Genomic DNA, 24,626 nt, shown 5'->3' with positions numbered 1-24,626 from the left:
GGATTTGGTGACAGGTGGGTTAAAATTCACTCCCGACTATGCGTGTGACCCATTTCATCCGCACGCTTTTTACGCCCCCTCAAGCATAGAGCGACCAATGAGCTATCCGTGGGAAGACTGGGACCATATCACCAAAATCGACCCGGACAAGGACCTCGTCGACGGCGAGACGTTCGAAGACGTGTGTGAGACGGGCACCGACGCCCTCGAAATCGGCGGCACGCTCGACATCACAGAGGAGAAGATGGAACGCGTCATCGAGGCCACCTCGAAGTACGACGTGCCAATCTACCAGGAGCCGTCGAACCCCGGCGTCGTCATCGACGACGACGCGCTGGACGGTTACCTCATCCCGACGGTGTTCAACGCGAGCGACTCGTTTTGGATCACCGGCGCGCACAAGGAGTGGGTCCGCATCGAAGACGGCCTCGACTGGGACCGCACCCACACCGAGGCGTACATCGTGTTGAACCCCGAGTCGTCGGTCGCCGAGTACACCGACGCCGACACCGACCAGTCCGCCGAGGACGTGGCCTCGTTCGCTCGCGTCGCCGAGAAGATGTTCGGCCAGAAGATCATCTACGTCGAGTACTCCGGCACCTACGGCGACCCCGAGAAGGTCGGCGCGGCGCACGACGCGCTCGACGAGGCGACGCTGTTCTACGGCGGCGGCATCCACGACTACGACACCGCCTATGAGATGGGCCAGCACGCGGACGCGGTCGTCGTCGGCAACCTCCTGCACGACGAGGGCGTCGACGCGGTGCGCGAGACGGTCGAGGGCGCGAAAGACGCGACGGCCGAACTCGTCGCGGAGTAATCCCCACGGGCGCGGGTTCCTCTTCTACGCCGACTCCATCGACTCGGCCGACCCCGAGCTCACGCCGCCAGCGTGTGACTGCCGAGACGCATCGACGTCGAGCACCGACGCGTTCGGCGCGCCGCGACCGAGGAGCGTCGCCGACGCGACGAGAGAGTAGAACGACGCGGTCGCGGCGAGCGCGGTACCGACGGCCGGCACCGCGGCGCAGAGGGCGACGAGCAGGCCGACCACGAAGCCGACGAGCGCGACGCCAGAGGCGACGCCGATAAACGAGCGGTCGAACGCGAGGTCGCGCGTGACTGGAATTGCCGCGACGAGCGACCCCTCGCGGGCGATGGCGACCGTGGCGGCCACCGAGAGATACGAACCCATCAGTGCCGCGAGGCCGGCCGCGACGAGACCGACGGTTTCGAGCGTGGAGAGGCCGAGGAGCCCGAGTATCGCCGGATTGGTCGCATACGTGAGCATCGCAAGCGAGGGTCCGGAACCCGGAAGGGCGACGGTCGCGAGGCCGATTGCGGGGAGTTGGAACGCGACGAGCGCGGCCGAGAGACGAGCGCCGTCGGCGACTATGTCGGTGTAGTCGTCGAACGACGGGAGCGCGGTCGCGTCGCGGTCGCCGGCGCGAACGAGGCGGACCACGTAGCCCGCAAGGAGAACGCCCGCGAGGGGCGTGACGAACGACGCGAGCGTCGCGAGGACGCCGACGAGCGTCGTGTCGAACGAGGTGTCTTCGGCGAGCGGGAGGGCGAACGCGGCTTCGAGGTCTGAAACGTCCATGTCCGAGGCGAGGTGGCCGCGGGTTCGGATATAAACCTCAGCGACGGGTGCGTCGCAGTCGAAGCGAGAGGTACGTCACTCCTCGTCGGTCGGCTCACCCTCCCAGTAGCCGACGGCGGCGTCTCGGGGGAAATAATCGTTGAGCGTCCGGGCGTTCTCGTCGCCGCCCGGCGGCGCACCGCAGAACACTCCGACTTTGCCGGAGTCCGGATAGACCGTCACGTCGGGGTGGTTCATCGTCGAGAGCGCGAGGTACCGGAGCGGTTCGTCGCCGTCGTTCTCGATTTGTCTCGCGTAGTCGGCCCCGGCGGGGAGTGCGACGTAGGTATCCGCTTCGAGGTCGAGGTCGGCCGCGCCCTCTCGTGTCCGGAGCGTGCCCGTTCCGGAGAGCACGTACAGCGCCTCTTCGTTGCCTTCGTGGTAGTGGGTCGGCCACGGGCGCCTCCCCGGCGGGACCTCGTAGAGCGAGCAGCCGAGGTCGCGGCCGCCGGCGCGTTCGGCGAGTCGCTTCCGGCGGAACGCGAATCGGTCGCCCCGCTCGCTCTCGGACCAGTCGAGGTCGGCGACGCGGGCGGCGTTGGGTGCCGGGCCGGACTCCGGGGAAGCGTCCGCGTCGGTTCGCGGTTCGTCCGCCGGCGCGTCCGGTGAGTCGGGAGCCATACCGGGTGGACACGCGCAGCGAACTAAGTACCACGGTACCACAGACCCCGTCAACGCGTGCCTCGTATCGTCCCGCTTCTCGGTGGGTTCGACACTCGAACGCGTCCGAGCGAGGCGAAGACACGATGTTTAAGACGAACGGTCGGGAACCACGTCGTATGCGAAACCGAACGTACACGGCCGACGCCGAACCCGGTGACACGGTCACCGTCGCCGGCTGGGTCCACGAAGTTCGTGACCTCGGCGGCATCGCGTTTCTGATTCTCCGGGACACCTCCGGCAAGATTCAGGTCAAGTTCGAGAAAGACGAGATGGACGACGACCTCGTCGAGACGGGTCTCGGCGTCCACCGCGAGAGCGTCATCTCCGTGACCGGCGAGGTCGCAGAGGAGCCCCGCGCGCCGACGGGCGTCGAAGTCACGCCCGAGAGCCTCGACGTCATCGCCGAGGCGGAGGCGCAGCTCCCGCTCGACCCCTCCGGCAAGGTCGACGCCGAACTCTCGACGCGCCTCGACAACCGCACGCTCGACCTCCGCAAGGACGAAGTCAAGGCTATCTTCGAGATTCGCGCCGAGGTCCAGCGCGCCGTCCGCGAGCAGTTCCGCGACCTCCGCGCCACCGAGATCAACACGCCGAAAATCGTCGCCACGGGGACCGAGGGCGGCACCGAGCTCTTCCCCATCACCTACTTCGGCAAGGAAGCGTTCATGAACCAGTCGCCGCAGCTGTTCAAGCAGCTGATGGTCGGCTCCGGACTCGAACGCGTCTTCGAGGTCGGCCCCATCTTCCGCGCCGAAGAGCACAACACGCCCCGCCACCTCAACGAGGCGACCTCCATCGACTTCGAGTCGGCGTTCATCGACCACACCGAGGCGATGGACGTGTGCGAGGCCGTCGTCAAGGCCGGCTACGAGGCCGTCGAAGAGAACTGCCAGGACGAACTCGAAGCGCTCGGTCTCGAAGACGAGTTCGAAGCGCCGTCCGGCGAGTTCCCGCGGCTCAGCTACGAGGAGGCCATCCAGCGCATCAACGCCACGGGCAAGCTCGACGAGCAGCTCGTCTGGGGCGACGACCTCCCCACCGAGGGCGAGAAGGCGCTCGGCGAGGACGTCGGCGAGCACTACTTCATCACCGACTGGCCCAGCGAGATCAAGCCGTTCTACATCAAGGACCACGACGACGACGAGACGCTCTCGACGGGCTTCGACATGATGCACCCGAGCATGGAGCTCGTCTCGGGCGGGCAGCGTGAACACCGCTTCGACCACCTCGTCGCCGGCTTCGAACAGCAGGGCCTCGACCCCGACGCGTTCGAGTACTACACGAAGATGTTCAAGTACGGCATGCCCCCGCACGCCGGCTTCGGACTCGGCGGCGAGCGACTCATCATGACGATGCTCGGACTGGAGAACATCCGGGAAGCGGTGCTGTTCCCACGAGACAGACAACGCCTGAGTCCGTAGACGAAGGCGTTTCTGCGAGTGGGTGCTCGTCGGACGAACGACGTGAGTCCGACGGTGTTCCCGCGCGACCGGCAGCGCCTGTCGCCCGAGGCGACGGCGCAACACGAGCGCGGGAACAGGGAGCAACGCGAAGCGTTGCGAGTGAGTTCCCGCGTGATCGCCAGCGTCTGAGCCATAAGGGCGAAGACGCACCCATCGACGCGACCTATTTTTTGCGAAACAGTCGTTATCTCCCGGACACGTTAGAACACCATGCACGAACGTCGTCGTCGCGGAGGAGACCGATGACCGACCCGAAGCGAATCGTCGACGACGCCATCGACGACGCGGGCGACGACGAGGACTCGGCGCTCGAAGAACTGGTCGCCGGCGTCGTCATGGGGCTCATCTTTCTGGTCGGATTCGGCCTACTCGCGCTCGGAGTGTCGTGGTTCTGGGTCGTCTTCCCGGTCGGCTTCGCGGGCGTGCTCCCCGCCGCGATAGCCCTCGCTCGCATCTACGAGTCCCGTCGCGGCGACGACGCGGCCGAGTCGATGACGACCGAGACCGAAGACGCGCTCGAAACGCTCCGGCGGCGCTACGCGACCGGCGAACTCTCCGAAGAGGAGTTCGAGGCGAAAGTCGAGCGGCTGTTGGAGACGGAGACGGTCGCGGACGCTCGCAAAACGGCGGAATCGCGGCGAACGACCCGTGAGGACGAAGCGACCGAATACGAGCGTTCCTGAGTCAGACTCGGTATGAACGCGGACGCGACGAAACGCAACACCGTTAACCGACCCCCGTCGTAGAACGACCGATGAGCGACGACGCGACGGCGTTCGTGCCCGGCCACGTCACGGGCTTTTTCAGCGCCCACCCCGCCGACGACCCGGCGGTCGCCGGTTCCCGCGGCGCGGGGCTGACACTCTCCCACGGCGTCACCGTGACGGTCGAACCGGCACCGGAGACCACCGTCAGTCTCGACGGCGAGGCGGTCGAGATGCCGCCCGTCGCGGACGTGCTTCGGTCGCTCGGCGTGACGGCCACCGTCGACGCGGAAAGCGACCTCCCACTCGGCGCGGGCTTCGGCGTCTCGGGCGCGATGGCGCTCGGGACGGCGCTCGCGGCGAACGCGGTGTTCGCCTGCGGCCGGTCGGAGAACGAACTCGTCACCCTCGCCCACGTGGCCGAGGTCCGCGCGGGGACCGGCCTCGGCGACGTGGTCGCGCAGGCCCGCGGCGGGATGCCCGTTCGGGTCGAACCCGGCGCGCCGGCCCACGGCCGGATGGACGGCGTCCCCGCGCGCCCCGAAATCGAGTACGTCGCGTTCGGCGGGCTCTCGACGGCCGACGTGCTGTCCGGGGACACCACCACACTCACCGCCGCCGGGGAGACGGCCCTCGAAGCACTCCGCGCCGAGCCCACGCTCGACCGATTCGTCGCCGAGTCGCGGCGGTTCGCCCGCGACGCCGGCCTCCTGACCGGCGGCCGGGTGGAGACCGCCATCGACGACGTGCGCGCGGCCGGTGGCGACGGCTCGATGGCGATGCTCGGCGAGACGGTGTTCGCGGTCGGGACGGGGCTGTCGGACGCCGGCTACGACCCAGAGCGCTGCCGCGTCCACCCCGCCGGCGCGACGCTGCGGAGCGAGTAGGCGGCCGCGAGGCCTCACCGAGCGGTCGGGGGCGTTGCGGAATCCCGCCCGCCCCGATGAGAAAACGTGTTACTGTCGCGGCGACGACCCACCACCAATGAGCGACATCGAGATTCCCGAGAGCCACCCGAGATACCAGTCGCTTCTCACCCGCCACCGCATCGAGGAGGGCGTCGAGAAGGGTATCACGAGCCGGCAGGGACTCATCGCGCAGGGGCGCGGCGAGGCGTTCGATTACCTCCTCGGCGAGCGGACGATTCCGAGCGCGGACGAGGCCGCGCGGGCGGCCGCGGCGCACCTCCTACGCGCCGACCAGCCGGTTATCTCGGTCAACGGGAACGTCGCGGCGCTCTGCCCCGGCGAAATCGTCGAACTCGCGGCGGCCGTCGACGCCGACATCGAAGTCAATCTGTTCAACCGAACCGACGAGCGCATGCGAGCCATCGTCGAGCACCTGCGCGACCACGGCGCGGACGAGGTGAAGGGACTCACCGCCGACGGGCGGATTCCGGGCATCGACCACGAGCGCGCGAAAGTCGACGCCGACGGTATCGGGAGCGCCGACGTGGTCGTCGTCCCGCTGGAGGACGGCGACCGGGCCGAGGCGCTCGGCGCGATGGATAAAGTCGAAATCGTCGTCGACCTCAACCCGATGTCGCGGTCGGCGCAGGTCGCCACGGTCCCCATCGTGGACAACATCGTGCGCGCCGTGCCGAACATCACCGCTCACGCCCGCGACCTGCGGGACGCCGGTGCGACGCGCGAGGAACTGGAAGCCATCGTCGCCGAGTTCGACGCCGACGCTGCTCTCGACGCCGCCGAGCAGGCGATTCGAAGCGGAAGCGACGAGTGAGAACTGGGAGCAAGATTATTTCTGGGTGACACGAGACGTGTCGATATGGACCGTCAACGAATTCTCGTGGTCGTGATGGCAGTCGCTGGCTTCGGAGCCGTGGTCGCCGGCATTCACCAGGAACTGCTCCACGTCGCACCCGGATACGACGGGACGATAACGACGGGATGGGACGGTCAACTCAACCACGAGGAGAACCTGCTAGCGCGACTCGGGGGCCTCGGTGTCGTCGGGGCGCTGGCCGCACTCCGGTGGAAGTACGCCGCAGTCGTCCCAGTAGTAGTCGGTGTCGTCAAAGTCGGCTATTCGCTCGTTGCCGTGTCCCACTACGTCCGGGACCCGGGACTCTACACCACGGTCCAAACGTTCGACGGGACGACGCGATTTGTCCTCGGGGCGGAACCGGTCTTACTCGTCGGCGGCGGCCTCCTGTTCCTCGGTGCCGGCTTCGTCGCGTGGCGAACTCACGGTGAGCGCGCCGCGACTGTACGAGCGTTCACCGACGCGGGACGAAAACAGCATCTCGCGGGATTCCGCGATGAGTGATGACCAGCGACCCCGCCCACAGAAAGTATTTCCACGTTGACAAGCATAGCGACGAGCATGCCCTCCACCGATTCGAGCGCACCCGACGAAGTCGGGGTGACGAACGTACAGGATGCGTCGCCCGACGACGCGACCGACGAGGACGACGAGACTGAGAAGACGATTCTGGACCGCCTCGTCGACGTGCTGTGGATTCTCCCGTGGTGAGCGCCGCTATCCGAATCCGCTCACCAGCACCGCGAGCCACTGCGCCGGGTCGCGTCGCCGGCGCACCTCGACCGCATCGACCCACTTGACCCACTGGAAGCCGCGTCGGTTCGGCGCGACCAGTCGGAGCGGCGCGCCGTGGCCGTGCGAGAGCGGTTCGCCGCCGACCCGGGTCGCCAACAGCATCTCTCGAGCCTCCGCGATGGGGAAGGACCACCGAAAGCCCGTCACCGACCGGACCGTCACCCACCGCGCTGACGAGTGAACACCGGCGCTATCGAGCGCGTCGCCGAGTCTCACGCCGGTCCAGTTCTGCTCGGTGTACCACCCGCTCGTGCAGTCCAAGAGGACCGACCGCGTCTCGTCGGGCGCGAGGTCCGCCCGGTCGAGTTCGAGGGGGCGGTCAACTAACCCCGCGACCGAAAGGGACCACGAGTCGGGGTCGACGGGGTCGGGGTCGTCGGCGACCCAACTCGTCACCGGAAAGGCGTCGTTGCCCTCGCCGGGCGGGAGCGGCCGCGACCCGGTGAATCGGCGACCGACGCCGCGGAGCGCCCCAACCGTCTCGGTCGCCCGGTAGCTCGCCGCGCCGAAGACGAGTATCGCGCCGTACTGGAGCGCCCGGCGTCGCTCCGCGAAGTCGACCGCGCGGGGCGCGCGGAAGCGCGACCGGAGGTGGACGAGAAGGACTGGAATGACGAGCAGGCCGAAGCCGATGTGGACGTTGAGAAGCGTCCAGAAGGCGATTCGGACCTCGACGCCGAGCACCCACGCGATGCCGGTTCCGAGTGCCGCGAGCGCGACGACCGCGAGGAGAATCGAGACGGCTGTGTGGCGGTCCCGGAGCCGCGAGTCGATGACGCGGTGGCGGACCCGATAGAGTTTGAAGCCGACGAGCGCGACCAGCGAGAGGCCGGCGACGCCGTGGACGACGAACAGGAGACCGTTGGCCGGATGGCCGGCCCCGAGGCTCAGCACGCCCGAGAGCGTCTCGAAGACGACGAGCGCGAAGATGGACCAGTCGACCGCCCGCGGCGGCGGTTCGAATCGCCGGAGCGCGCGGGTCGCGCGGCTTGCCATGAGAAGTGATAGCGTTTCGAACGGGAATAGGGTGTCGAGAGAGGCGGCGAGAACGGAGCCGAGTGCGAAACGGAGACGGAGACGGAGACGGAGACGAGCGCGAAAACCGAGCGACGGCTCAGTTGTCGGCCGTCAGCGCCGCGGGAAGGTCCGCCGGGAGGCGGTCGCGGTCGTGTTCCGCCTCGAAGTCGAGGTCGGGACCGACGCCGTAGATGCGCTTGGGGTTGATGTCGCCGTGGCTGACGAAGTAGTGCCGGACGATGTGGTCCATGTTGACCGTCTTTGCGACCCCCGGAAGCTGGTAGAGTTCCTTCGTGTAGTTCCAGAGGTTGTCGTACTCGTGGATGGCCTTCTTGTTACATTTGAAGTGCGTGTGGTAGACGTGGTCGAAGCGAATCAGCGTCGCGAACATCGCGATGTCCGCCTCGGTGAGCACGTCGCCGGCGAGGAACCGCTGGTCGTCGAGGACCTCGTCCCAGTGGTCCAGCGCGTCGAACAGTTCCTCGACGGCCTCCTCGTAGGCTTCTTGGGTCGTCGCGAATCCGGCGCGGTAGACGCCGTTGTTGACCGGCTCGTAAATCTCGTCGATGAGGCGGTCGACCTCCTCCTCGTAGCCGTCGGGGTTGAGGTCCGCGTCGTGCTCGGCGAGGGGGTCGAACGCCTCGTCGAGCATCCGCATGATTTCGCGTGACTCGTTGTTGACGATGGTCTCGCGCTCTTTGTCCCACAGCACGGGCACGGTGACGCGTCCGGTGAACTCGTCGTCGGCGCGGAGGTAGATGTCGCGGAGGAACTCCTCGCCGTACAGCGGGTCCGGGAGGTCCTCGGAGAACTCCCAGCCGTCGTCGATGCGGACGGGTTCGACGAGCGACAGCGAAATCGCGTCTTCGAGGCCCTTCAGTGCGCGCGTCATCGCGGTGCGGTGTGCCCACGGGCACGCCCGGCAGATGTAGAGGTGGTATCGCCCGGCCTCGACCGGGAACCGCTCGTCCTCGCCGACCCAGTTGCGGAAGTCGGTCGTCTGGCGCTCGAACTCGCCGTCTTCGTTGTTGGCGACGAACTTGTCGGTTCGCCACTCGCCTTCGTAGAGCATGTTCATGCTACCACGACCTGGAGTGCTTGCATGTCCGTTCGTTGGGACGTGAACACCAAAAGTTGGGAGGCGACATCGGTGTAACCGGCCGGCGATGGGGGACTAGAGACGCGCGCGCCACCTCGTGTAAGAAAGTCGTCAAAATCGACACAGCCCCGTGTAATTCGATTATACAGTCTCTTTCCCACGACTAACCCGGTGACTGTCAGTTTGAGAAAAAGTCATCATAGATTATGGCAATTGTTGGTACGTCACATGGTGGTACTAGACATTGAGACGGAGGATGGACAGCGCGAGGCGCTTCGCCGGATGCTCACGATACGGGCGTTCGACACGAAGGCGGCCGACCTATTCAGCGACGGCGAACTCCCCGGGTTCGTCCACCTCTACGTCGGTGAAGAAGCGGTCGGGGTCGGCGCGTGTTCGGCCCTCGAATCGGACGACTACATCACGAGCACCCACAGGGGACACGGCCACTGTATTGCCAAGGGACTCGACCCGGACCTGATGATGGCCGAACTGTTCGGGAAGGCCAACGGCTACTGTAACGGCAAAGGCGGGTCGATGCACATCGCGGACGTCGACGCGGGGATGCTCGGGGCGAACGGCATCGTCGGCGCGGGGCCGCCACTGGCGACAGGTGCCGCGCTCACGTCGCACCTGAAAGGAGAAGACACCGTCGCGCTGGCGTTTTTCGGCGACGGCGCGGTCGCACAGGGACAGGTCCACGAGGCCATCAACCTCGCGGCGACGTGGAGCCTCCCGGCGGTGTTCCTCGTCGAGAACAACCAGTACGGCGAGGCGACGCCCGTCGAGAAACAGCACAACGTCCAGAACCTCAGCGAGACCGCGGAGGCGTACAACATCCCCGGCTTCACCGTCGACGGGATGGACATCACCGCGGTCTACGAGGCCGTCAAGGAGGCGCGCAAGCGGGCCGCCGACGGCGAGGGACCGACGTTCATCGAGGCCGAGACGTATCGGTACCACGGCCACTTCGAGGGCGACCAACAGCCGTACCGGACCGAAGAAGACGTGGCGATTTGGAAGGACCGCGACGCCATCGAGTCGTTCAAGCGACGACTCGTGGACGCGGGGGCGATTACCGAAGCCGAGTTCGACGAGATGAAAGCCGAAATCCACCAGCAGATCGAAGACGCCGTGGGGAAGGCGAAGGAGGCGGCGTACCCGGACCCCAGCGAGGCGTACGAAGACATGTTCAACGCGGCCGTCCCGGAGATTAGCGACTTCTCCAGCGGGATGCGGGCCGACGGAGGTGAGAACCGATGAGCACCGAGACCAGCAGCGGAACCGGCCCGGACCAGACGAAGGAGATGACCATCCGCGAGGCGATTCGACTCGCCCTCCGCGAGGAACTCGAACGCGACGACGACGTGTTCGTCATGGGCGAGGACGTCGGCAAGTTCGGCGGCGTCTACGAGGTCACGGGCGACCTCGTCGAGCAGTTCGGCGAGACGCGCGTCCGCGACACGCCCATCAGCGAGGCCGGCTTCATGGGCGCGGCGGTCGGCGCGGCGGCGACCGGGACGCGGCCGGTCGTCGAAATCATGTTCTCGGACTTCATCGGCGTCTGCTCCGAGCAGATAATCAACCAGATGGCGAAGAACCGCTACATGTTCGGCGGTAAAACGGAGATGCCCGTCACCGTCAGAACGACCGAGGGCGGCGGGAGCGGCGCGGCCAGCCAGCACTCCGGGACGATTCACACGTGGTTTGCCCACTTCCCGGGCGTGATGGCCGTCGCGCCCGCGACGCCGGCGTCCGCAAAGGGCCTGTTGAAGTCGGCCATCCGGTCGGACGACCCAGTCATCGTCTTCGAGAACAAGCAGATATACGAACAGAAAGGCGAGGTACCGCTCGACGAGGACTTCACCATCCCAATCGGCACCGCGAGCGTCGAGCGCGAGGGCGAGGACGTGACCGTCGTCGCCACCCAACGCATGGTCGGCGAGTCGCTCGAACTCGCCGAGGAACTCGCGGGCCAGACGAGCGTCGAGGTCATCGACCTCCGGTCGCTCTACCCGATGGACACCGACACGCTGGTCGAGAGCGTCGGAAAGACCGGCCGCCTCGTCATCGCCGACGAGAGCCCGCTGTCGTACGGAACTCACGCCGAGGTGGCGACGCGCGTCATGGAAAACGCGTTCTACAGCCTCGACGCCCCCATCCAGCGGGTCGGCGTCGCCGACGTTCACATCCCCTTCAGCCCCGCGCTCGAAGAGGAAGTGCTCCCCAGCGGCTCCGACGTGGAGGCCGCAATCAACCGCATCGTGTAAGTGACGACCACTATCGGGCTCGTCGTCAACCCCGCCGCGGGCCGCGACATCCGCAGACTCACCGGCGGCGCGAGCGTCAGTAACAACTACGCGAAACGCCGCACCGCGGGCTGCGTCCTCGCGGGACTGACGCTCGTCGACGACGTGGAGGTGCTCGTCATGCCCGACAGCACGGGGCTCGCCGACCGCATCGTCGACGACGCGCCCGACGACCTCGGCGTCGAGTTCGTGGACATGACGGTCACCGCGTCGGGACGGGACAGCCGAGCGGCCGCGGCCCACTTCGCGGACCACGCCGACGCCGTCGTCGTCCTCGGCGGCGACGGCACGACGCGAGACGTGGCCCAGACCATCGGCGACGTGCCGGTCGTGAGCATCTCGACGGGGACGAACAACGTCGTCCCGACGCCCGTCGACGGCACCGTTGCGGGCGCGGCCGCCGGCCTCGTCGGAAGCGGGGCCGTCCCCACCGCGGAGGCGACGACGCGCCACGGAACCATCGAGGTCGACGTCGTCCGGTCTGAAGAGACGACGGTCATCCGCGGACTCGCGACCGTCGGCGTGCTCGACCGACCCTTCGTCGGTACACGGGCGATTCTCGACCCGAGCGACATCGTCGGCGGCGTCGTCTCGCGCTCGTCGCCCGCGGAAATCGGGCTCTCGGGCATCGCCGGCGGCCTCGTTACGCACCGACCGGACGACCCCGGCGGCGTCGGCTTCCGACTGGCCCGTGCGGGCGAGAACGAAGCGACCGCCCCAACGACGGTCAGGGCGATTACCGTCCCCGGAACCCTCTCGACGGTCGACGTGGCCGAACACCGCGTCCTCGACGACCGTGAGGACTACGCGTTCGAGGTGGACCGCGGGGTCATAAGCGTCGACGGCGAGCGAGAACACGAGGTTCGGGACGGGACCGTCCGCCTCCGTCCGGTGAGCGACGGCCCGCGACTGGTCGACGTCGAGTCGGTCCTCGAACGGGCTGCCGACGAGGGACGCTTCAGGCTCGGGTGAGCCTCTTTCACCGCCCGCCGGCGGCGATGACGAGCGACCACGGGTTCTCGACGTGTTCGACGAGCGTGCCGAGCATGCGGGCGGCGTCCGCCCCGTCGACGATGCGGTGGTCGAACGACAGCGAAAAGGAGATGACCCGCCGGACGGTCACGTCGCCGTCGTCGGTCGGCACGGCCTCCCGGCGAATCGTGTTGACGCCGAGGATGGCGACCTGCGGCGGGTTGATGACCGGGTCGAACGACTCGACGCCGAGGACGCCGAGGTTCGAGACGGTGAACGTGCCCCCGGAGAGGTCGTCCATCGTGAAGTCACCCGACAGCGCCCGCTGGGTGACCTCGGCGCGAGTCTCGGCGAGTTCGGCGAGCGACAGCGAGGCCACGTCGCGGACGACCGGTGCGATGAGTCCCTCGTCGATGTCGACCGCGACGCAGACGTTGTGTTCCCCGTGGAGCCTGTGGACGCCGTCCTCGAAGGTCGCGTTGAACGCGGGGTGTTCGTCGAGCGACGCCGAGAGCGCGAGCAGCAGCACGTCCGTTATCGACACGTCCACGCCGAGGGCGTCGTCGGCGGCGTTCGCCGCGGCGAGCAGTTCCTCCGCGTCGGCGCGCCGGTCGACCGTGACGTGGACCGCCTCGCGGTAGCTCTCGCCGAGGCGGTCGGCGATGGTGCGGCGCATCCCCGACAGCGGCCGCTCCGTCTCGACCGGTTCGCTCGCGGCGGTCGCGTCGGTCGCGTCGTCGCCGGCGGCCGCGGAGTCGGTTGCCGCCGCGCTCGCGCCGCCCGCCGCCCGCACGTCGGACTCGGTGATGCGGCCGTTCTGTCCCGTGCCTTCGACCGCTGCGATGTCGACGCCGAGTTCGCGGGCGAGGCGACGGGCGCTCGGCGGGGCGAACACGCGCTTTTCGGCCGCCGCGACCGTCGCTCCGGCGTCGTCGGTCTCGGCGGGCGCCGCGGAGTCCGCGGCGGCCTCCACATCGCTCTCGGTGATTGCCCCCTGCGGACCGGTGCCCTCGACGGCCGTGAGGTCGACACCGAGGTCGTCCGCGAGTCGCTTCGCACGCGGCGACGCGCGGACCTCGCCGTTCCCCGACGTCCCGTCCGACCCGCTCGACCCTTGCTTCGTGACCGACGAGGCGTCGCCGGTCGCCGCCGCCGTCTCAGTCGTCTCGGTCGCGCCCGAGTCCGCCACCGCGTCGTCGGTCCCGGCGGATTCGTCGCCGCCCTCACCGACGCCCGCGTCCGCCTCCAACTGGGAGATGTCCTCGTCCGCGCCGGCGACGATGGCTAACGCGCCGCCGGGCGCTGTCGACTCGCCCTCAGCGAGAACGACACGCCGCAGGACGCCGTCTTCCTTGGCGTCAATCTCCGCCGTCGTCTTCTCCGACTCGATTTCGGCGATTGGCTCGCCCTCGGTGACCTCGTCGCCCTCCGAGACGAGCCACGCCGAGAGCTCGCCTGACTTCATCTCCAACCCCAGTTTGGGCATCTTGACTACGTACGCCATGGTAGTGACATACACAATAGAACATGATATACCTAGGTCGCCGCGGCCGCAGTCAACAGCTTTTACTACTAGGTGGTATCACTAGGTGATATGTCGTTCGACGGATTCACCGACGCGACAGAAGCACAGGTCACACGCGCGATTTCGGACTCGTGGATGGAGGAGTTCCGCGAGCGCACGGACACCGAAGTCATCGTCGTGGGCGGCGGGCCCTCCGGGCTCGTCGCGGCCAAGGAACTCGCCGAGCGCGGCGTCGACGTGACCATCGTGGAGAAGAACAACTACCTCGGCGGCGGCTTCTGGCTGGGCGGCTTCCTCATGAACAAGGTGACCGTCCGCGACCCGGCCCAGCGCGTCCTCGACGAGCTCGGCGTCCCCTACGAGGAGAGCGACGAGGCCGAGGGGCTGTACGTCGCCGACGGCCCGCACGCCTGTTCCGCACTCATCAAGGCCGCCTGCGACGCCGGCGCGAAAATCCAGAACATGACGGAGTTCACCGACGTCGTCCTCCGCGAGGAAGACCGCGTCGGCGGCATCGTCATGAACTGGACGCCGGTCCACGCGCTCCCGCGGGAACTCACCTGCGTCGACCCCATCGCGGTCGAGTCCGACCTCGTGCTCGACGCGACGGGCCACGACGCGGTCGTCCTCTCGAAGCTCTCCGAGCGCGGCGTCCTCGACGTGAACGGCATCGAACACGCCAAGGAACACAACACGGGCATGGACAAGACCGCCGACGGCGAGTACGGCGCGCCCGGCCACGACTCGCCCGGCCACGACTCGATGTGGGTCTCCGAGAGCGAAGACAGCATCGTCGACGCGACGGGTGTCGTCCACCCCGGCGTCGTCGCCTCCGGCATGGCCGTCGCCACCGCCCACCACCTGCCGCGTATGGGGCCGACCTTCGGTGCCATGCTGCTGTCCGGCCGACAGGCGGCGCAGTCCTGTCTCGACGAACTCGGCCGCGACGCGCCCGAAGTGAGCATCTCCGGGCCCGCTCCGGCCGACGACTGACCGTCTCCCGACGGTCCGATTGTCGGTTCCCCCGACGCCTCTGACACTTGTTTCGGGTCGCTCCCGACCCGTTTTCGACGTATCGCAGACTCCCCGAAAGTGACGACAGCGCGGCGCTCGGAACGCTTCTCACTCCACGACGCCCGCACGAACCCGCGCGAAGCCGAGGGCGTGGGTCGTCTCGTGGGACACCCGACACCGCGATTCGAGCGCCCGATGGGCCGCGACGAGCCGCCGATTCAGCAGCTTCGTCGGCGAGGCGCGCATGGTGCGCGACCCCGGCGGCGCGGTGGCGCGGACGAGCGCCCGAAACACCGGGTTGAGCGGCCGCCAGCGCGGGTCGGTCGTCTCCGCGAGGTCCACGAGACAGAGTCGCCCGCCGGAGCCGACGAGGTCCGCCCACGACGAGACGACGGCCGCGGAGTCGTCGAACATCCCCGAGACGAAGGTGGCGAGGAGAGCGTCCGGGTCGTGGGGGACGCCGGCGGCGTCGGTCGGTCGAATCGGCGGGCGGGTCGCGTCGGCGCGGACGAGGTGGACCTGCGGGAACTCGCGGGTTCGCTCGCGGGCCACGTCGAGGACGCCGGGAGAGAAATCGACGCCGACGACGGTTCCCTCGGGGCCGACGCGCTCCGCGAGGTACGGAAGGTTCGCGCCCGTCCCGCAGCCCATCTCGACGACCGTCTCGCCCGGGTCGAGCGCGAGCGCGTCGGCGGCTTCGGTTCTGACGCTCCCGACGCCGGGCGCGCGGCGGGCGAGCGCGTCGTACAGCGTCGCCCAGCGGGTGTAGAACGACTGGGCGACCGACGACGGGGAACGGGACTGTTCGGCTGTCATGGGACGGACCTCAGAGCAGGACGCGGACCACGTCGGCGACGGCGGGCGCGTCGGGGCCGAGGATGTACGTGATGGGTTCGATGCCGTAGCCGCCGCTCTGGTAGACGACGAACGTCTCCGGCAGGTCGCGGCCGGTGAGGTGTTCGCGGACCGGGTCGGTCGGCGCGTCCGGGTCGAACTCGATGCACTCGTAGCCCGCGGCTTCGAGGTCCTCGATGACGCCCGCGTCGTAGACGATGTTGAGCGCGGCGTTCACGTCGGCACCGGCGGCGCGAGCCGAAAGCAGGACGCCCGCGACGTGGCCGCTGACGCCGAACTCGGGTTCGCCGGGGACGGTCGCCTGCCCCTTCACGTCGAAGATGCGGCCGGGGATGGCGGCCACGTCGTCGACGCTGTCGGCGTCCGGGAGCGACTCCACGAGGTTGGAGCCGACGTTCGGGATGAGCCCCGCGAAGCCGGAGGTGTTCGTGAGCATGCGGAGGCCGCGGCGGACCGACGAGCGGACCTGCTCGACGGTTCGGAGGCGACCCTCGGGGTCGTGGATGCTCCGGAAGCCGTCGTGGGAGGCGAGTTCGGGCATCTCCGCTTCGTGGAGATCGGACAGGAGGTCGCCCTCTTCGAGTTGGCGGATGAGGACCTCGGCCTCGACGAGCGCCTGCACGGGCGTCATGTCGCCGGTGGCGAGGCCGTCGCCGACGCGGGAGACGAGGTCGACGACGCGGGGGTCGGTGGCGACCCGCTCGTTCGTGGCGACCTCGCCGTGGGCGTACTTCGAGACGGCGCTCTGGCTGATGCCGAGCGCCTCGGCGACCTCCGACTGGGTGAACCCGCGGTCGCGGAGGTCCTCCGCGAGGAGCGCGCGGAACGTCGGGAGGAACGCGTCCACGACGATTTCTTCGATGAACTTCATTCGTCGCCACCGAACTCGGGGTCCGAGCTGAGCCGCGACGCCTGCGGCCCGCGCTGGCCCTGATACTTCGAGCCGCGTTCGACCCCGTAGGGGCGGTCGGCGGGCGACTTCATCTCCGTGAACACGAGCTGTGAGATGCGCATCCCGGGGGTGAGCGCGACCGGCGCGGTGCCGAGGTTCGACAGTTCGAGCGTGATTTGGCCCTCGTAGCCGGGGTCGACGATGCCGGCGGTCGCGTGGATGACGACCGCGAGGCGACCGAGGGAAGAGCGCCCCTCGACGGTCGCCAGCAGGTCGTCCGGAATCGCCACGCGCTCTTTGGTCGTGCCGAGGACGAAGTCGCCGGGGTGGAGGATGAAGTCGTCGCCCTCCGGGACGTGCGTCTCGCGGACGTACTCGGAGACTTCGTGCTCTCGGTTCGGGTGGATACAGGAGATGTTCGTGCGCTGGAACTCCAGGAATTCGGTGCCGAGGCGGAGGTCGACGCTCGCGGGCTGGACCTGCATGTCCACGTCGTCTATCGGGTCGACCACGAGGTCACCCTCGGCGAGGCGAGCGAGGATGTCCGAGTCGGAGAGTATCATACTCGAAGGGAGCGCGTCGCGGACAAGTAAATCCACCTTTCGACGGGAGACACCGCCGCGTCTCGGCGCGGAGACGACACCCCGCTCGGCGCGGCTCAGACGAGTTCGAACAGGAGGCCGACGAGGCTCAGGCCGACAGTGACGACCGCGGCCGACTCGACGTCAAGGTCGCGGGCGCGGGCCATCCCGTAGGTCCGGACGTACGTCGCCCACGCGACCGTGACGACCACGACGACCCCGCTGACGAGGCCGAACCCGGACAGCGCGGACTGCATCGCGGTGACCGCGGCCTCGGGAGTCGACGGGAGGTCGATTCGCGGGAGGGCGTAGGCGAGGTAGCCGGCGAGCGCGACGGCGCGGGCCGCGCTCGGGGCCATGCCCCACGCGGCGACCGTCAGGGACTCGGCGAAGCCGCCCTCGCCGCCGACGAGCGACGTGCCGAGGTGGAGCATCGCCCCCTCGAAGAGCCAGAACAGCGGCACGCCGACGAGCATCGCCCACGGGACCCACGAGATTTCGTCCCAGACGAGGTCGCCGAGGCGCTCGTCGAGCTGTTCGGGGACCGAGGAGTCACAGCCCGCCGGCGCGTCCATGTCGGCGAACGGACCGCCCGCTTCGTAGTTTTCGCACATCCACTCGGGGGCGTGCGCGGGATTGTCGACGCTGACCTGCTGGTCGAGCTGTTGGGTGAACGTGACGAGGATGCCGCCGGTGGCGGCCGCGACGACGAGCGTCACGAGCGCGACGACGGCGAGCGCCCGCTTGGTGCCGAGCGGTCGCGTCCGCGACGCGAAGTACTCGCGCGGCTTGAGGAGGGGCGTTCGGGGACCTGCCATCAGTCGAACCACGGAGATGTCGGTGAAATGTCTTCTGCCCCGCACGCGACGCCCGCGATGGGAGGACATTTACCGCGTCGGCGGGGAGTAGCGGGCATGAAACAGGCCATCGTCGCACGCGCCGACCTCGGCATGGGCCGGGGGAAGCTCGCCGCGCAGGTCGCCCACGCCTCGCTGTCCGCCTACGAGGACACCGACTCGCAGACCCGGAAGCGCTGGAAGGGCGAGGGACAGAAGAAAGTCGTCCTCAAGGCCAACGGTGAGTCCGAACTGTTCCAACTCGCCGACAAGGCCGAGCGGGCGGGCATCCCCCACGCCATCATCCGCGACGCGGGGCACACGCAGCTCGACCCCGGCACGGTGACGGCGCTGGCGGTCGGCCCCGCCGACGACGAATCGGTCGACCGCGTGACCGGCGACCTCTCGCTGTACTGATGCGCGAGGCACACCCGCTGGAGCGCGCGGTCGGCATCGACAGCTACGTGAGCGACGCCGACGGCGTCGGCGGCCGCCTTCGCGTCGCTCCCGAGGACTTCCGCGTGCGCGAACTCGAACTCGACTCGCTGAACGTCCGCCCACCGGACGCGCCGACCGGCGACTTCCCGAACCTCGTGCTCCGCGTCACTCTCCGCGGCTGGGACACCAATGACTTCGCGGGGCGGCTCTCGGACGAACTCGACGCGAGTAGAGAGCGCGTCTCGTGGGCCGGCACGAAGGACAAACACGCCGTGACGACCCAACTGTTCACCGTCAACGGCGGCGACGCCGACGACGTGCCCGAGATTCCGAACGCCGACATCGAGGTCGTCGGCCGCCTCGGCCGCACGCTGAACTTCGGCGACCTCGCGGGCAACGGCTTCCGCATCCGCGTCCGCGACCCCGAACACCCCGAAAACGCCGCGGCCGTCACCGACGCTCTCGCCGAGTTCGGCGGCCGCGACGAGCGCGTCGGCGTCCCGAACTTCTTCGGCCACCAGCGGTTCGGCAGCATCCGCCCCATCACCCACAAAGTCGGCCTGCACGTCGTTCGCGGCGAGTGGCGGGAGGCCGTGTTGGCGTACTGCGGCGGACCGACCGAAGACGAACCCGAGGAAACACAGGCGGGCCGCGCCGTCGTCGACGAGGAAGCCGCGTCGGCCGACCCCGACTGGCACCGCGCGCTCGACCGGATTCCGGGCTACCTCGGCTACGAGCGCGGCATGCTCCACCGACTCGCCGAGGACGGCGCGGAGACCGACGAGGACTGGCGCAACGCGCTCGAATCGGTCCCGTCGAACCTCCAGCGACTGTTCGTCAACGCCGCGCAGTCCTACGCGTTCAACCGGATGCTCTCGGAGCGCCTCGACCGCGGCCTCCCGTTCGACGAACCCGTCGAGGGCGACGTGGTCTGCTTCGCCGACCGCGACGCGCCCGAGGGGCTGGAGCTCCCCGACGTGAGCCGGCTCCAGACCGCGACGGGCCGCCGCGTCGAGGTCATGGGCCGACACATCGAACGCGGCCGCGCGTTCGTCACGGCCCCGCTCGTCGGCACCGACACCGAACTCGCCGAGGGCGAACAGGGCGACATCGAGCGGGCCGTCCTCGACGACCTCGACCTCGAACCGGGCGACTTCGACCTCCCAGGCAACTTCCGGTCGACCGGGACGCGCCGGGCGATGCTCGTCCGCACCGACCTCGACGTGGACCGCGAGGGCGGCGACGGCGATGGCGACGCTGGCGACGCTGGCGACGACCTCGTCTTCGACTTCGCGCTCCCCCACGGCTCGTACGCGACGGCCGTGATGCGCGAGTACCTGAAGGCCGGCCCGCTCGACCTCTGAAACGGAAATCGAGACGCGAACCTCGAAGCTACTGTTTTGCGGCGCTCGCGGCGGGGGTCGTATCTGTCCGTCGCTCGGCGTCCGCGGTGCGCGTGGTCGCGTAGCCGATAGCAGCGAACGGAAGCGAAAAGAGCGTCGCGGTGACCGCGAATCCGACCGCGAGGCCGACGGTCTCCAGCCGGAAGCCGGCAGCCTCCGCGGCCGGCGGGAAGTACGACCACGCGGGGATTGCGAACGCGAGCGCCGAGACCGTCGCGCCGAGGCGGAACCGGCCGCGGGCGCTGGCGACGCCGAGCGCGTAGCCGACCGCCAGCGGGAGCGCCAGCGTCGCGGTTCGGGCCACCGAGGGGCCGGCGACGAGCGACGCGACGACACCGCCGAGCGCCACGGGGGCCATCGCGTACAGCGACCCGGTGACGACGCCCTCGGCGTTCGAGCGACCGGCGAAGACGGCACCGCCGGCGGCGAGGAGCGCGACGCCCGCGCCGGCGACGACGACGGGTCTGTCGCGGGCGAAGACGACGACGAGCGGGACGGCCGCGGAGGCGACGAGCGCGAACGCGAGTTCGGCGGTCGTCCGCGTGTCCGAGGGGTCGCGGTGGGCGACGAACGCGCGGAAGCTCCCGGCGGCGACCCACGCGAGAACGGCGAAGAGCGCCGTCGAGAGGGGCGCCGCCCGGCGGAGGTACGAGGCGACAGCGAGACCCGTGTCGAGCGCCGACTGGCCCAGTTGCGTGGCGAGGCGGACGGTCGTCTCGGGGTCGAGCGCGAGCGCGACCAGTCCGACGAAACCGGCGAGCGCGAGCGGCGACAGCGACGCGAGAAGGGCGCGGCGGCGCATACGGAGTGGACTCTCGGACACGGGGACGAATATGTTTCGCTGGGCGAACCGCGCGCCGGGGACCGCGGCGCGGCCGCCCCGACCCGCATAAACGGCCTTTTGTACGCGCACGCCCGACACGTCGATATGCACTGTCGGCGGTGTGGAAACCCGTTAGAGAAGCCGGGAGACTACTGTCTCACCTGCAATACCGCCAACTGCGACGCCGTCGTGGCCGTCTTCGAGGCCGACCGCGCGACGCTGACGTTTCTCGACGAGGAAGACGTAGTCGGCGAGACGACGGTCACGACGATTCCCGAGTCGGACGACGAGACGAAGGTCGTCCAACTCCGCAACTTCGCCGGCCTCGTCGCCGACGAGATTCGGCGCAAGCGCCCCGGGACCGTGTACGCCGCGGGCGAGCGCGACCCGCTCCGCGAGACGCGCGCCCAACTCCACCACGAGTTCTACCGCGTCTCCGACGACGACCCGGTCCGGCGCGTCCTCGACACCCGCGGCGAGCGGACGCTGGAGGTCGTCGACATCCCGCCCGCGGAGAAGTTGGGCGGGAGCCACAGCACGCTCATCGGCGGGCGACGGGGTCGCCGGGCAATCGGCGTCGTCGCCGGCCACCCGCACGTCAAGAAGGTCATTCCGGGCCCCATCGACGCCGGGGGCACCGGGTCGCGGACGGGGCTCCGGGCAAAGGTCACCCGCGCCGACGACAACGGCAACGTCAGACTCCTCCTGCGAGACGGGTCGAGCGTCCAGGAGAACCGCATCGTCACGACGGCGATGAACCGCGAGACGGGCGAGCGCGTCCGCGACGACCTGAACGAGGCGCTGCGAGAAGACGAGTTACAAGACACGTAGCGGAGGAAAACACGCCGAGTCGGCGTCGGCGTCGGCGTTGGAGTCGGAGTCGAGTGGCCGACTCAGGCCGACTCGGCGGTCCCCTCCGAAACCGTCTCGATGTGAATCGGCTCGGCTTCGGCCGCTGTTTCTTCCCGTTGCGTTTCGTACCACGCGACCGTCTCGGCGATGGCGTCTTGCAGCGGCGTCGCCTCGACGGCGTCGCCGAACGTCTCGCGGAACTTCGCGTCACGGACGACGTACGGCTCCTCGAAGGCGTAGCGCATCTCCGAGAGTTCCTTCAGCGGCGCGCTCAGGTAGCCGCCGAGGGTCAGTGCGAGCCCCGGCGCGGCGATGATGTGCGGAAAGCCCGGGTCGACGTCGGCGGCCTCGTAGACGAGGTCGACGAAGCGGCGCGTCGAGACCGTCTCGGGGTTTGGGACGTGCCAGACCTCGCCGAGGGCCTCGTCGCGCTCGCCGAGGAGGACGAGCGCCCGCGCGAAGTCAGGGACGTAGGTGTAGGTGTGGGCGAGTCGCGGGTCGCCGAACACCTTCGCGCGCTTACCCGCGACGGCGGCCCCGAACACCTGCTCGCCGACGGCCGACTCGCGGACGCGCGGGCCGAAGAAATCGCTGGCGCGGCCGATGGTGGCCTCGATGCGACCCGCCTCGTGGGCGTCGAGGACGATATCGGCGCACTCGGCTCTGGTCTGGCCCTTCGGGCCGGTGGCGGCGTACGGGAGGTCCTCGGTGAGACGGGCCTGCACCGGGCCGTACATGTAGAGATTCTCGGCGACGACGAGACGCGCGCCGGCGGCTTCGACGCCCGCGACGATGCCGCGGGTGAGGTCGGGAAACAGTTCGGGCCACTCGTCGTACGGCGGTTGAGCGCAGTGGTAGACGACATCCGCACCCGCGAACGCGGCGACGGCGCGGTCGGGGTAGAGCACGTCGGCGAGGCGGCTCTCGACGCCCTCGGGGAGGAAGTCGGGTTCGTGGCGCGTCACCGCGGCCACGTCCGCCCCGCGCTCCCTGAGCTGTTCCATCACCGCGAGTCCGACCGGGCCGGCACCAACCACCACGTGTTGTGTCATGGTCTCCCGTACGCGCGCCGGCGACAAAGCGGTGTCTAGGCCCGTCACATGCCGAGACGACTCGTAGGGTTTATCCATACCGGCGAGGTAGTTCGCGGTACTATGGCCGACAAGAAGGCTCGATCCGTCGGTAGTTCCGGGCGCTTCGGCGCGCGGTACGGCCGCGTCGCTCGACGCCGCGTCAAGGAAATCGAAGCAGAGATGCGCAACTCCAAAGTCGACGGCGACGACGTCACCCGCGTCGGAACCGGCATCTGGAAGAACGAAGAGACCGGTGAGGTCTTCACCGGCGGTACCTACCGCCCGCAGACCCCCGCAGGCAAGCAGGTCCGCCGTTCCATCCGCGCCGCGCTCACCGGCGAGGACGAATAACTCCCAAGTAGCCTCGACTCTTCACATCTCACAATGAGCTACAAGTGTTCCCGGTGCAAGCGCGATGTCGAACTGGACGAGTTCGGTGGCGTCCGCTGTCCGTACTGCGGGCACCGCGTCCTGCTGAAGGAGCGGTCCCCCAACGTCAAAGAAGTCGCCGTCGAGTAGCGTGCGTCCAGCGCACAGCGCTTCGCTCGAATTCGACTATTCTGAGGAGCGGCGCGCACGCGTCGTCGAGCGGAGCGTCGCCGTCGAGGAAGGCGAGATAGACGACGCCCGGTCCGGTGCCCGCGTCGACCGCGAGGGACGGACCGTCGTCGTCACCGTCGAGGCCGACGACCTCGTCGCGCTCCGCGCGGGCGTGAACTCGTGGATACGCCTCGTCGAGACCGCAGAGCGCGTCGCGGACGTCGGCGAGCCACTGTCCGGGTCCGCGTAGGAGACCGCGGGTGTTTTAGGGCCGGCGTCCCGTCGGTTCGGGTATGCAGGGAAGTCTGCCGCCGGAAGCCCAAGAGAAGCTCGAAGAACTGCAGAACCTTCAGGAGACCGCCCAGAACGTCTCCGAGCAGAAGCAGTCCTCCGAGACCGCGCTCAACGAAGCACAGACGGCGCTCACCACGCTCGAGGAAATCGACGCTGACTCCAAGATGTACCGCGAGGTCGGCGAACTCCTCATCGAGACCGACTACGAAGCAGCCAAGGACGACCTCGAAGAGAAGGTCGAGAGCCTCGAAGTGCGCGTCGAACAGCTCACGAAGCAGGAGACGCGCGTGCAGGAGAAGTTCGAGAGCCTGCAGGAAGAACTCCAGCAGATGCTCCAGGGCGGCGCGGGCGGCGCGGGTCCGATGGGCCCCGGCGGCGCGTAAATGCCACAGCCGACGGACGAAGAAGTGGTCCAGACCGCCGCGGAGGCGGCTGAGGGCCTCATCTTCGCCCGCTTCAAGCAGTCTCGCGTCAAGGACTTCGACGTCACCGTGACGTTCGAAGACGGCGTCCTCGACGTTGACGTGTACGTCAACGCGCCCGACGACGCCGACGACGCGGAAGCCGTCGCCGAGGAGGCGGCGCTGACGGCGCAGGAGGCCGTGGACGAACTGTTCGCGGCCGCCGACGAAGAGTAAGGGACGTTCTCGCGGGCACCCCCCGCACTCGCTTTCTCCCGGTGAGCGACGGCGCTGTCCCGAGCGACGCTGTGCCGGTCGGCGCACGGGCCGACCGCGAAATATTCGGGCGATGATTTTTGGATTCCGTAAGTATCACCGCAGTTCGGTGTGCGATCCCCCGACACAATTAAACGTGATAGTGGTGTATGTTATCGTATGTCAATTAGACGGACGCCGAGAGGAACGACTGCGTTGGACCGGTTACGAGAGCGATACACCGAAGCCGACCTGACCTGTTCGAAGTGCGGCTTCACCGACGACGACGGCGAGTGGTCGGCAAAGACGTCCGGGTCGAGCGTGTTCTACCGGCGCGTCTGCCCCAGTTGCGGCGCTATCGAGACGCGAACCCTCTCGCTGAAGTAGTTCGACGGGCT

The 24,626-nt window shown here is 68.6% G+C and carries 31 protein-coding genes; 20 read left to right on the top strand and 11 right to left on the bottom strand.

Annotation, left to right across the window (positions count from 1 at the left end; all coding sequences use genetic code 11):
- The first annotated feature begins 97 nt into the window (after positions 1-97).
- Entirely contained in the window at positions 98-820 is a 723-nt protein-coding gene (locus C5B91_RS01885) for a phosphoglycerol geranylgeranyltransferase (protein ID WP_008092041.1), read from the top strand.
- A gap of 24 nt (positions 821-844) precedes the next feature.
- Here the strand turns inward: C5B91_RS01885 and C5B91_RS01880 are convergent, their stop codons facing one another.
- Together C5B91_RS01880 and C5B91_RS01875 are read right to left on the bottom strand one after the other, a co-directional pair.
- Positions 845-1,603 carry a DUF4013 domain-containing protein gene (locus tag C5B91_RS01880; RefSeq protein WP_115819019.1) on the bottom strand — a complete coding sequence of 253 codons (759 nt, stop codon included), beginning with the start codon at positions 1,601-1,603 and terminating at the stop codon, positions 845-847.
- A 75-nt stretch (positions 1,604-1,678) separates the two neighbouring features.
- Positions 1,679-2,263, bottom strand: coding sequence for a cupin domain-containing protein (locus C5B91_RS01875; RefSeq protein ID WP_049968119.1), 585 nt, complete (start codon positions 2,261-2,263; stop codon positions 1,679-1,681).
- A 158-nt stretch (positions 2,264-2,421) separates the two neighbouring features.
- Here C5B91_RS01875 and aspS point away from each other — a divergent pair, with 158 nt between their 5' ends.
- The 6 genes from aspS to C5B91_RS22255 all read left to right on the top strand — a co-directional run bounded on the left by aspS (position 2,422) and on the right by C5B91_RS22255 (position 6,965).
- Positions 2,422-3,726 (top strand): aspartate--tRNA(Asn) ligase, encoded by a 1,305-nt coding sequence (aspS, locus tag C5B91_RS01870; protein WP_049968118.1) that lies wholly within the window; start codon positions 2,422-2,424, stop codon positions 3,724-3,726.
- A gap of 284 nt (positions 3,727-4,010) precedes the next feature.
- On the top strand, positions 4,011-4,451 hold the full coding sequence (locus tag C5B91_RS01865) for an SHOCT domain-containing protein (protein WP_008092037.1): 441 nt from the start codon (positions 4,011-4,013) through the stop codon (positions 4,449-4,451).
- A gap of 71 nt (positions 4,452-4,522) precedes the next feature.
- Positions 4,523-5,359, top strand: a complete 837-nt coding sequence (locus tag C5B91_RS01860; protein WP_008092036.1) for a pantoate kinase — start codon at positions 4,523-4,525, stop codon at positions 5,357-5,359.
- 97 nt (positions 5,360-5,456) lie between these two features.
- Positions 5,457-6,212, top strand: a complete 756-nt coding sequence (locus C5B91_RS01855; protein WP_008092035.1) for a 4-phosphopantoate--beta-alanine ligase — start codon at positions 5,457-5,459, stop codon at positions 6,210-6,212.
- A 45-nt stretch (positions 6,213-6,257) separates the two neighbouring features.
- Positions 6,258-6,758, top strand: coding sequence for a hypothetical protein (locus C5B91_RS01850; protein WP_199519507.1), 501 nt, complete (start codon positions 6,258-6,260; stop codon positions 6,756-6,758).
- A 57-nt stretch (positions 6,759-6,815) separates the two neighbouring features.
- Positions 6,816-6,965, top strand: coding sequence for a hypothetical protein (locus C5B91_RS22255; RefSeq protein ID WP_181950692.1), 150 nt, complete (start codon positions 6,816-6,818; stop codon positions 6,963-6,965).
- 6 nt (positions 6,966-6,971) lie between these two features.
- Here C5B91_RS22255 and C5B91_RS01845 read toward each other — a convergent pair whose 3' ends face one another.
- Positions 6,972-8,045 carry a molybdopterin-dependent oxidoreductase gene (locus tag C5B91_RS01845; protein ID WP_049968116.1) on the bottom strand — a complete coding sequence of 358 codons (1,074 nt, stop codon included), beginning with the start codon at positions 8,043-8,045 and terminating at the stop codon, positions 6,972-6,974.
- A 118-nt stretch (positions 8,046-8,163) separates the two neighbouring features.
- On the bottom strand, positions 8,164-9,144 hold the full coding sequence (locus tag C5B91_RS01840) for a glutathione S-transferase family protein (RefSeq protein WP_115819018.1): 981 nt from the start codon (positions 9,142-9,144) through the stop codon (positions 8,164-8,166).
- 249 nt (positions 9,145-9,393) lie between these two features.
- Here C5B91_RS01840 and C5B91_RS01835 point away from each other — a divergent pair, with 249 nt between their 5' ends.
- The 3 genes from C5B91_RS01835 to C5B91_RS01825 are packed head-to-tail and all read left to right on the top strand — an operon-like array spanning position 9,394 to position 12,446.
- Positions 9,394-10,428 carry a thiamine pyrophosphate-dependent dehydrogenase E1 component subunit alpha gene (locus C5B91_RS01835; RefSeq protein WP_049913369.1) on the top strand — a complete coding sequence of 345 codons (1,035 nt, stop codon included), beginning with the start codon at positions 9,394-9,396 and terminating at the stop codon, positions 10,426-10,428.
- A complete protein-coding gene (locus C5B91_RS01830) occupies positions 10,425-11,435 on the top strand; it encodes an alpha-ketoacid dehydrogenase subunit beta (RefSeq protein WP_004044267.1) in 1,011 nt (336 codons plus the stop codon). Before C5B91_RS01835 ends, C5B91_RS01830 begins: the two co-directional genes overlap by 4 nt.
- Positions 11,436-12,446: an NAD(+)/NADH kinase gene (locus C5B91_RS01825; protein ID WP_008092022.1), complete on the top strand. Its 1,011-nt coding sequence runs from the start codon at positions 11,436-11,438 to the stop codon at positions 12,444-12,446. It abuts the gene before it with no gap.
- Positions 12,447-12,453: 7 nt separating this feature from the next.
- On the opposite strand, the gene C5B91_RS01820 is transcribed toward C5B91_RS01825, so the two are convergent.
- Entirely contained in the window at positions 12,454-13,950 is a 1,497-nt protein-coding gene (locus C5B91_RS01820) for a 2-oxo acid dehydrogenase subunit E2 (RefSeq protein WP_115819017.1), read from the bottom strand.
- A gap of 90 nt (positions 13,951-14,040) precedes the next feature.
- Between C5B91_RS01820 and C5B91_RS01815 the strand changes: the two genes are divergently transcribed.
- Complete coding sequence (locus C5B91_RS01815; protein WP_008092018.1) at positions 14,041-14,964, top strand: sulfide-dependent adenosine diphosphate thiazole synthase; 924 nt, start codon at positions 14,041-14,043, stop codon at positions 14,962-14,964.
- A gap of 129 nt (positions 14,965-15,093) precedes the next feature.
- On the opposite strand, the gene C5B91_RS01810 is transcribed toward C5B91_RS01815, so the two are convergent.
- From C5B91_RS01810 to C5B91_RS01795, 4 genes are all read right to left on the bottom strand, one after another.
- A complete protein-coding gene (locus C5B91_RS01810) occupies positions 15,094-15,801 on the bottom strand; it encodes a class I SAM-dependent methyltransferase (protein ID WP_115819016.1) in 708 nt (235 codons plus the stop codon).
- Between the two features lie 10 nt (positions 15,802-15,811).
- Complete coding sequence (locus C5B91_RS01805) at positions 15,812-16,711, bottom strand: thiamine-phosphate synthase family protein (RefSeq protein ID WP_049968114.1); 900 nt, start codon at positions 16,709-16,711, stop codon at positions 15,812-15,814.
- Entirely contained in the window at positions 16,708-17,295 is a 588-nt protein-coding gene (gene dcd, locus C5B91_RS01800) for a dCTP deaminase (RefSeq protein WP_004972933.1), read from the bottom strand. The genes C5B91_RS01805 and dcd overlap by 4 nt, the downstream gene beginning before the upstream one ends.
- Before the next feature lie 95 nt (positions 17,296-17,390).
- On the bottom strand, positions 17,391-18,131 hold the full coding sequence (locus C5B91_RS01795; RefSeq protein ID WP_115819015.1) for a Yip1 family protein: 741 nt from the start codon (positions 18,129-18,131) through the stop codon (positions 17,391-17,393).
- 96 nt (positions 18,132-18,227) lie between these two features.
- Between C5B91_RS01795 and pth2 the strand changes: the two genes are divergently transcribed.
- Positions 18,228-18,566, top strand: coding sequence for a peptidyl-tRNA hydrolase Pth2 (gene pth2 / locus C5B91_RS01790; RefSeq protein ID WP_008092008.1), 339 nt, complete (start codon positions 18,228-18,230; stop codon positions 18,564-18,566).
- Positions 18,566-19,951, top strand: coding sequence for a tRNA pseudouridine(13) synthase TruD (truD, locus tag C5B91_RS01785; protein WP_115819014.1), 1,386 nt, complete (start codon positions 18,566-18,568; stop codon positions 19,949-19,951). The genes pth2 and truD overlap by 1 nt, the downstream gene beginning before the upstream one ends.
- Positions 19,952-19,979: 28 nt before the next feature.
- Here truD and C5B91_RS01780 read toward each other — a convergent pair whose 3' ends face one another.
- Entirely contained in the window at positions 19,980-20,792 is an 813-nt protein-coding gene (locus C5B91_RS01780; protein ID WP_049968599.1) for a hypothetical protein, read from the bottom strand.
- Between the two features lie 126 nt (positions 20,793-20,918).
- Here C5B91_RS01780 and C5B91_RS01775 point away from each other — a divergent pair, with 126 nt between their 5' ends.
- On the top strand, positions 20,919-21,644 hold the full coding sequence (locus tag C5B91_RS01775) for a DUF2103 domain-containing protein (protein ID WP_008092002.1): 726 nt from the start codon (positions 20,919-20,921) through the stop codon (positions 21,642-21,644).
- 62 nt (positions 21,645-21,706) lie between these two features.
- On the opposite strand, the gene C5B91_RS01770 is transcribed toward C5B91_RS01775, so the two are convergent.
- A complete protein-coding gene (locus tag C5B91_RS01770; protein WP_049913367.1) occupies positions 21,707-22,717 on the bottom strand; it encodes an NAD-dependent epimerase/dehydratase family protein in 1,011 nt (336 codons plus the stop codon).
- 102 nt (positions 22,718-22,819) lie between these two features.
- Between C5B91_RS01770 and C5B91_RS01765 the strand changes: the two genes are divergently transcribed.
- The 6 genes from C5B91_RS01765 (at position 22,820) to C5B91_RS21910 (ending at position 24,615) form a co-directional block, all read left to right on the top strand.
- On the top strand, positions 22,820-23,089 hold the full coding sequence (locus C5B91_RS01765; protein ID WP_004972948.1) for a hypothetical protein: 270 nt from the start codon (positions 22,820-22,822) through the stop codon (positions 23,087-23,089).
- Positions 23,090-23,122: 33 nt separating this feature from the next.
- Positions 23,123-23,257, top strand: a complete 135-nt coding sequence (locus C5B91_RS01760) for a DNA-directed RNA polymerase subunit P (RefSeq protein WP_004044283.1) — start codon at positions 23,123-23,125, stop codon at positions 23,255-23,257.
- Between the two features lies 1 nt (position 23,258).
- Entirely contained in the window at positions 23,259-23,528 is a 270-nt protein-coding gene (locus tag C5B91_RS01755; protein ID WP_008091987.1) for a KEOPS complex subunit Pcc1, read from the top strand.
- 43 nt (positions 23,529-23,571) lie between these two features.
- Positions 23,572-23,955 (top strand): prefoldin subunit beta, encoded by a 384-nt coding sequence (locus C5B91_RS01750; protein WP_004972952.1) that lies wholly within the window; start codon positions 23,572-23,574, stop codon positions 23,953-23,955.
- Positions 23,956-24,210: a DUF3194 domain-containing protein gene (locus C5B91_RS01745; protein WP_004972953.1), complete on the top strand. Its 255-nt coding sequence runs from the start codon at positions 23,956-23,958 to the stop codon at positions 24,208-24,210.
- Positions 24,211-24,408: 198 nt separating this feature from the next.
- Entirely contained in the window at positions 24,409-24,615 is a 207-nt protein-coding gene (locus C5B91_RS21910) for an HVO_0649 family zinc finger protein (RefSeq protein WP_147298769.1), read from the top strand.
- The last annotated feature ends 11 nt before the right edge of the window (positions 24,616-24,626 follow it).

Source organism: Haloferax sp. Atlit-10N (genome assembly GCF_003586325.1).
Lineage (GTDB): Archaea > Halobacteriota > Halobacteria > Halobacteriales > Haloferacaceae > Haloferax > Haloferax prahovense.
This window is presented reverse-complemented; position numbering and strand designations above follow the sequence as displayed.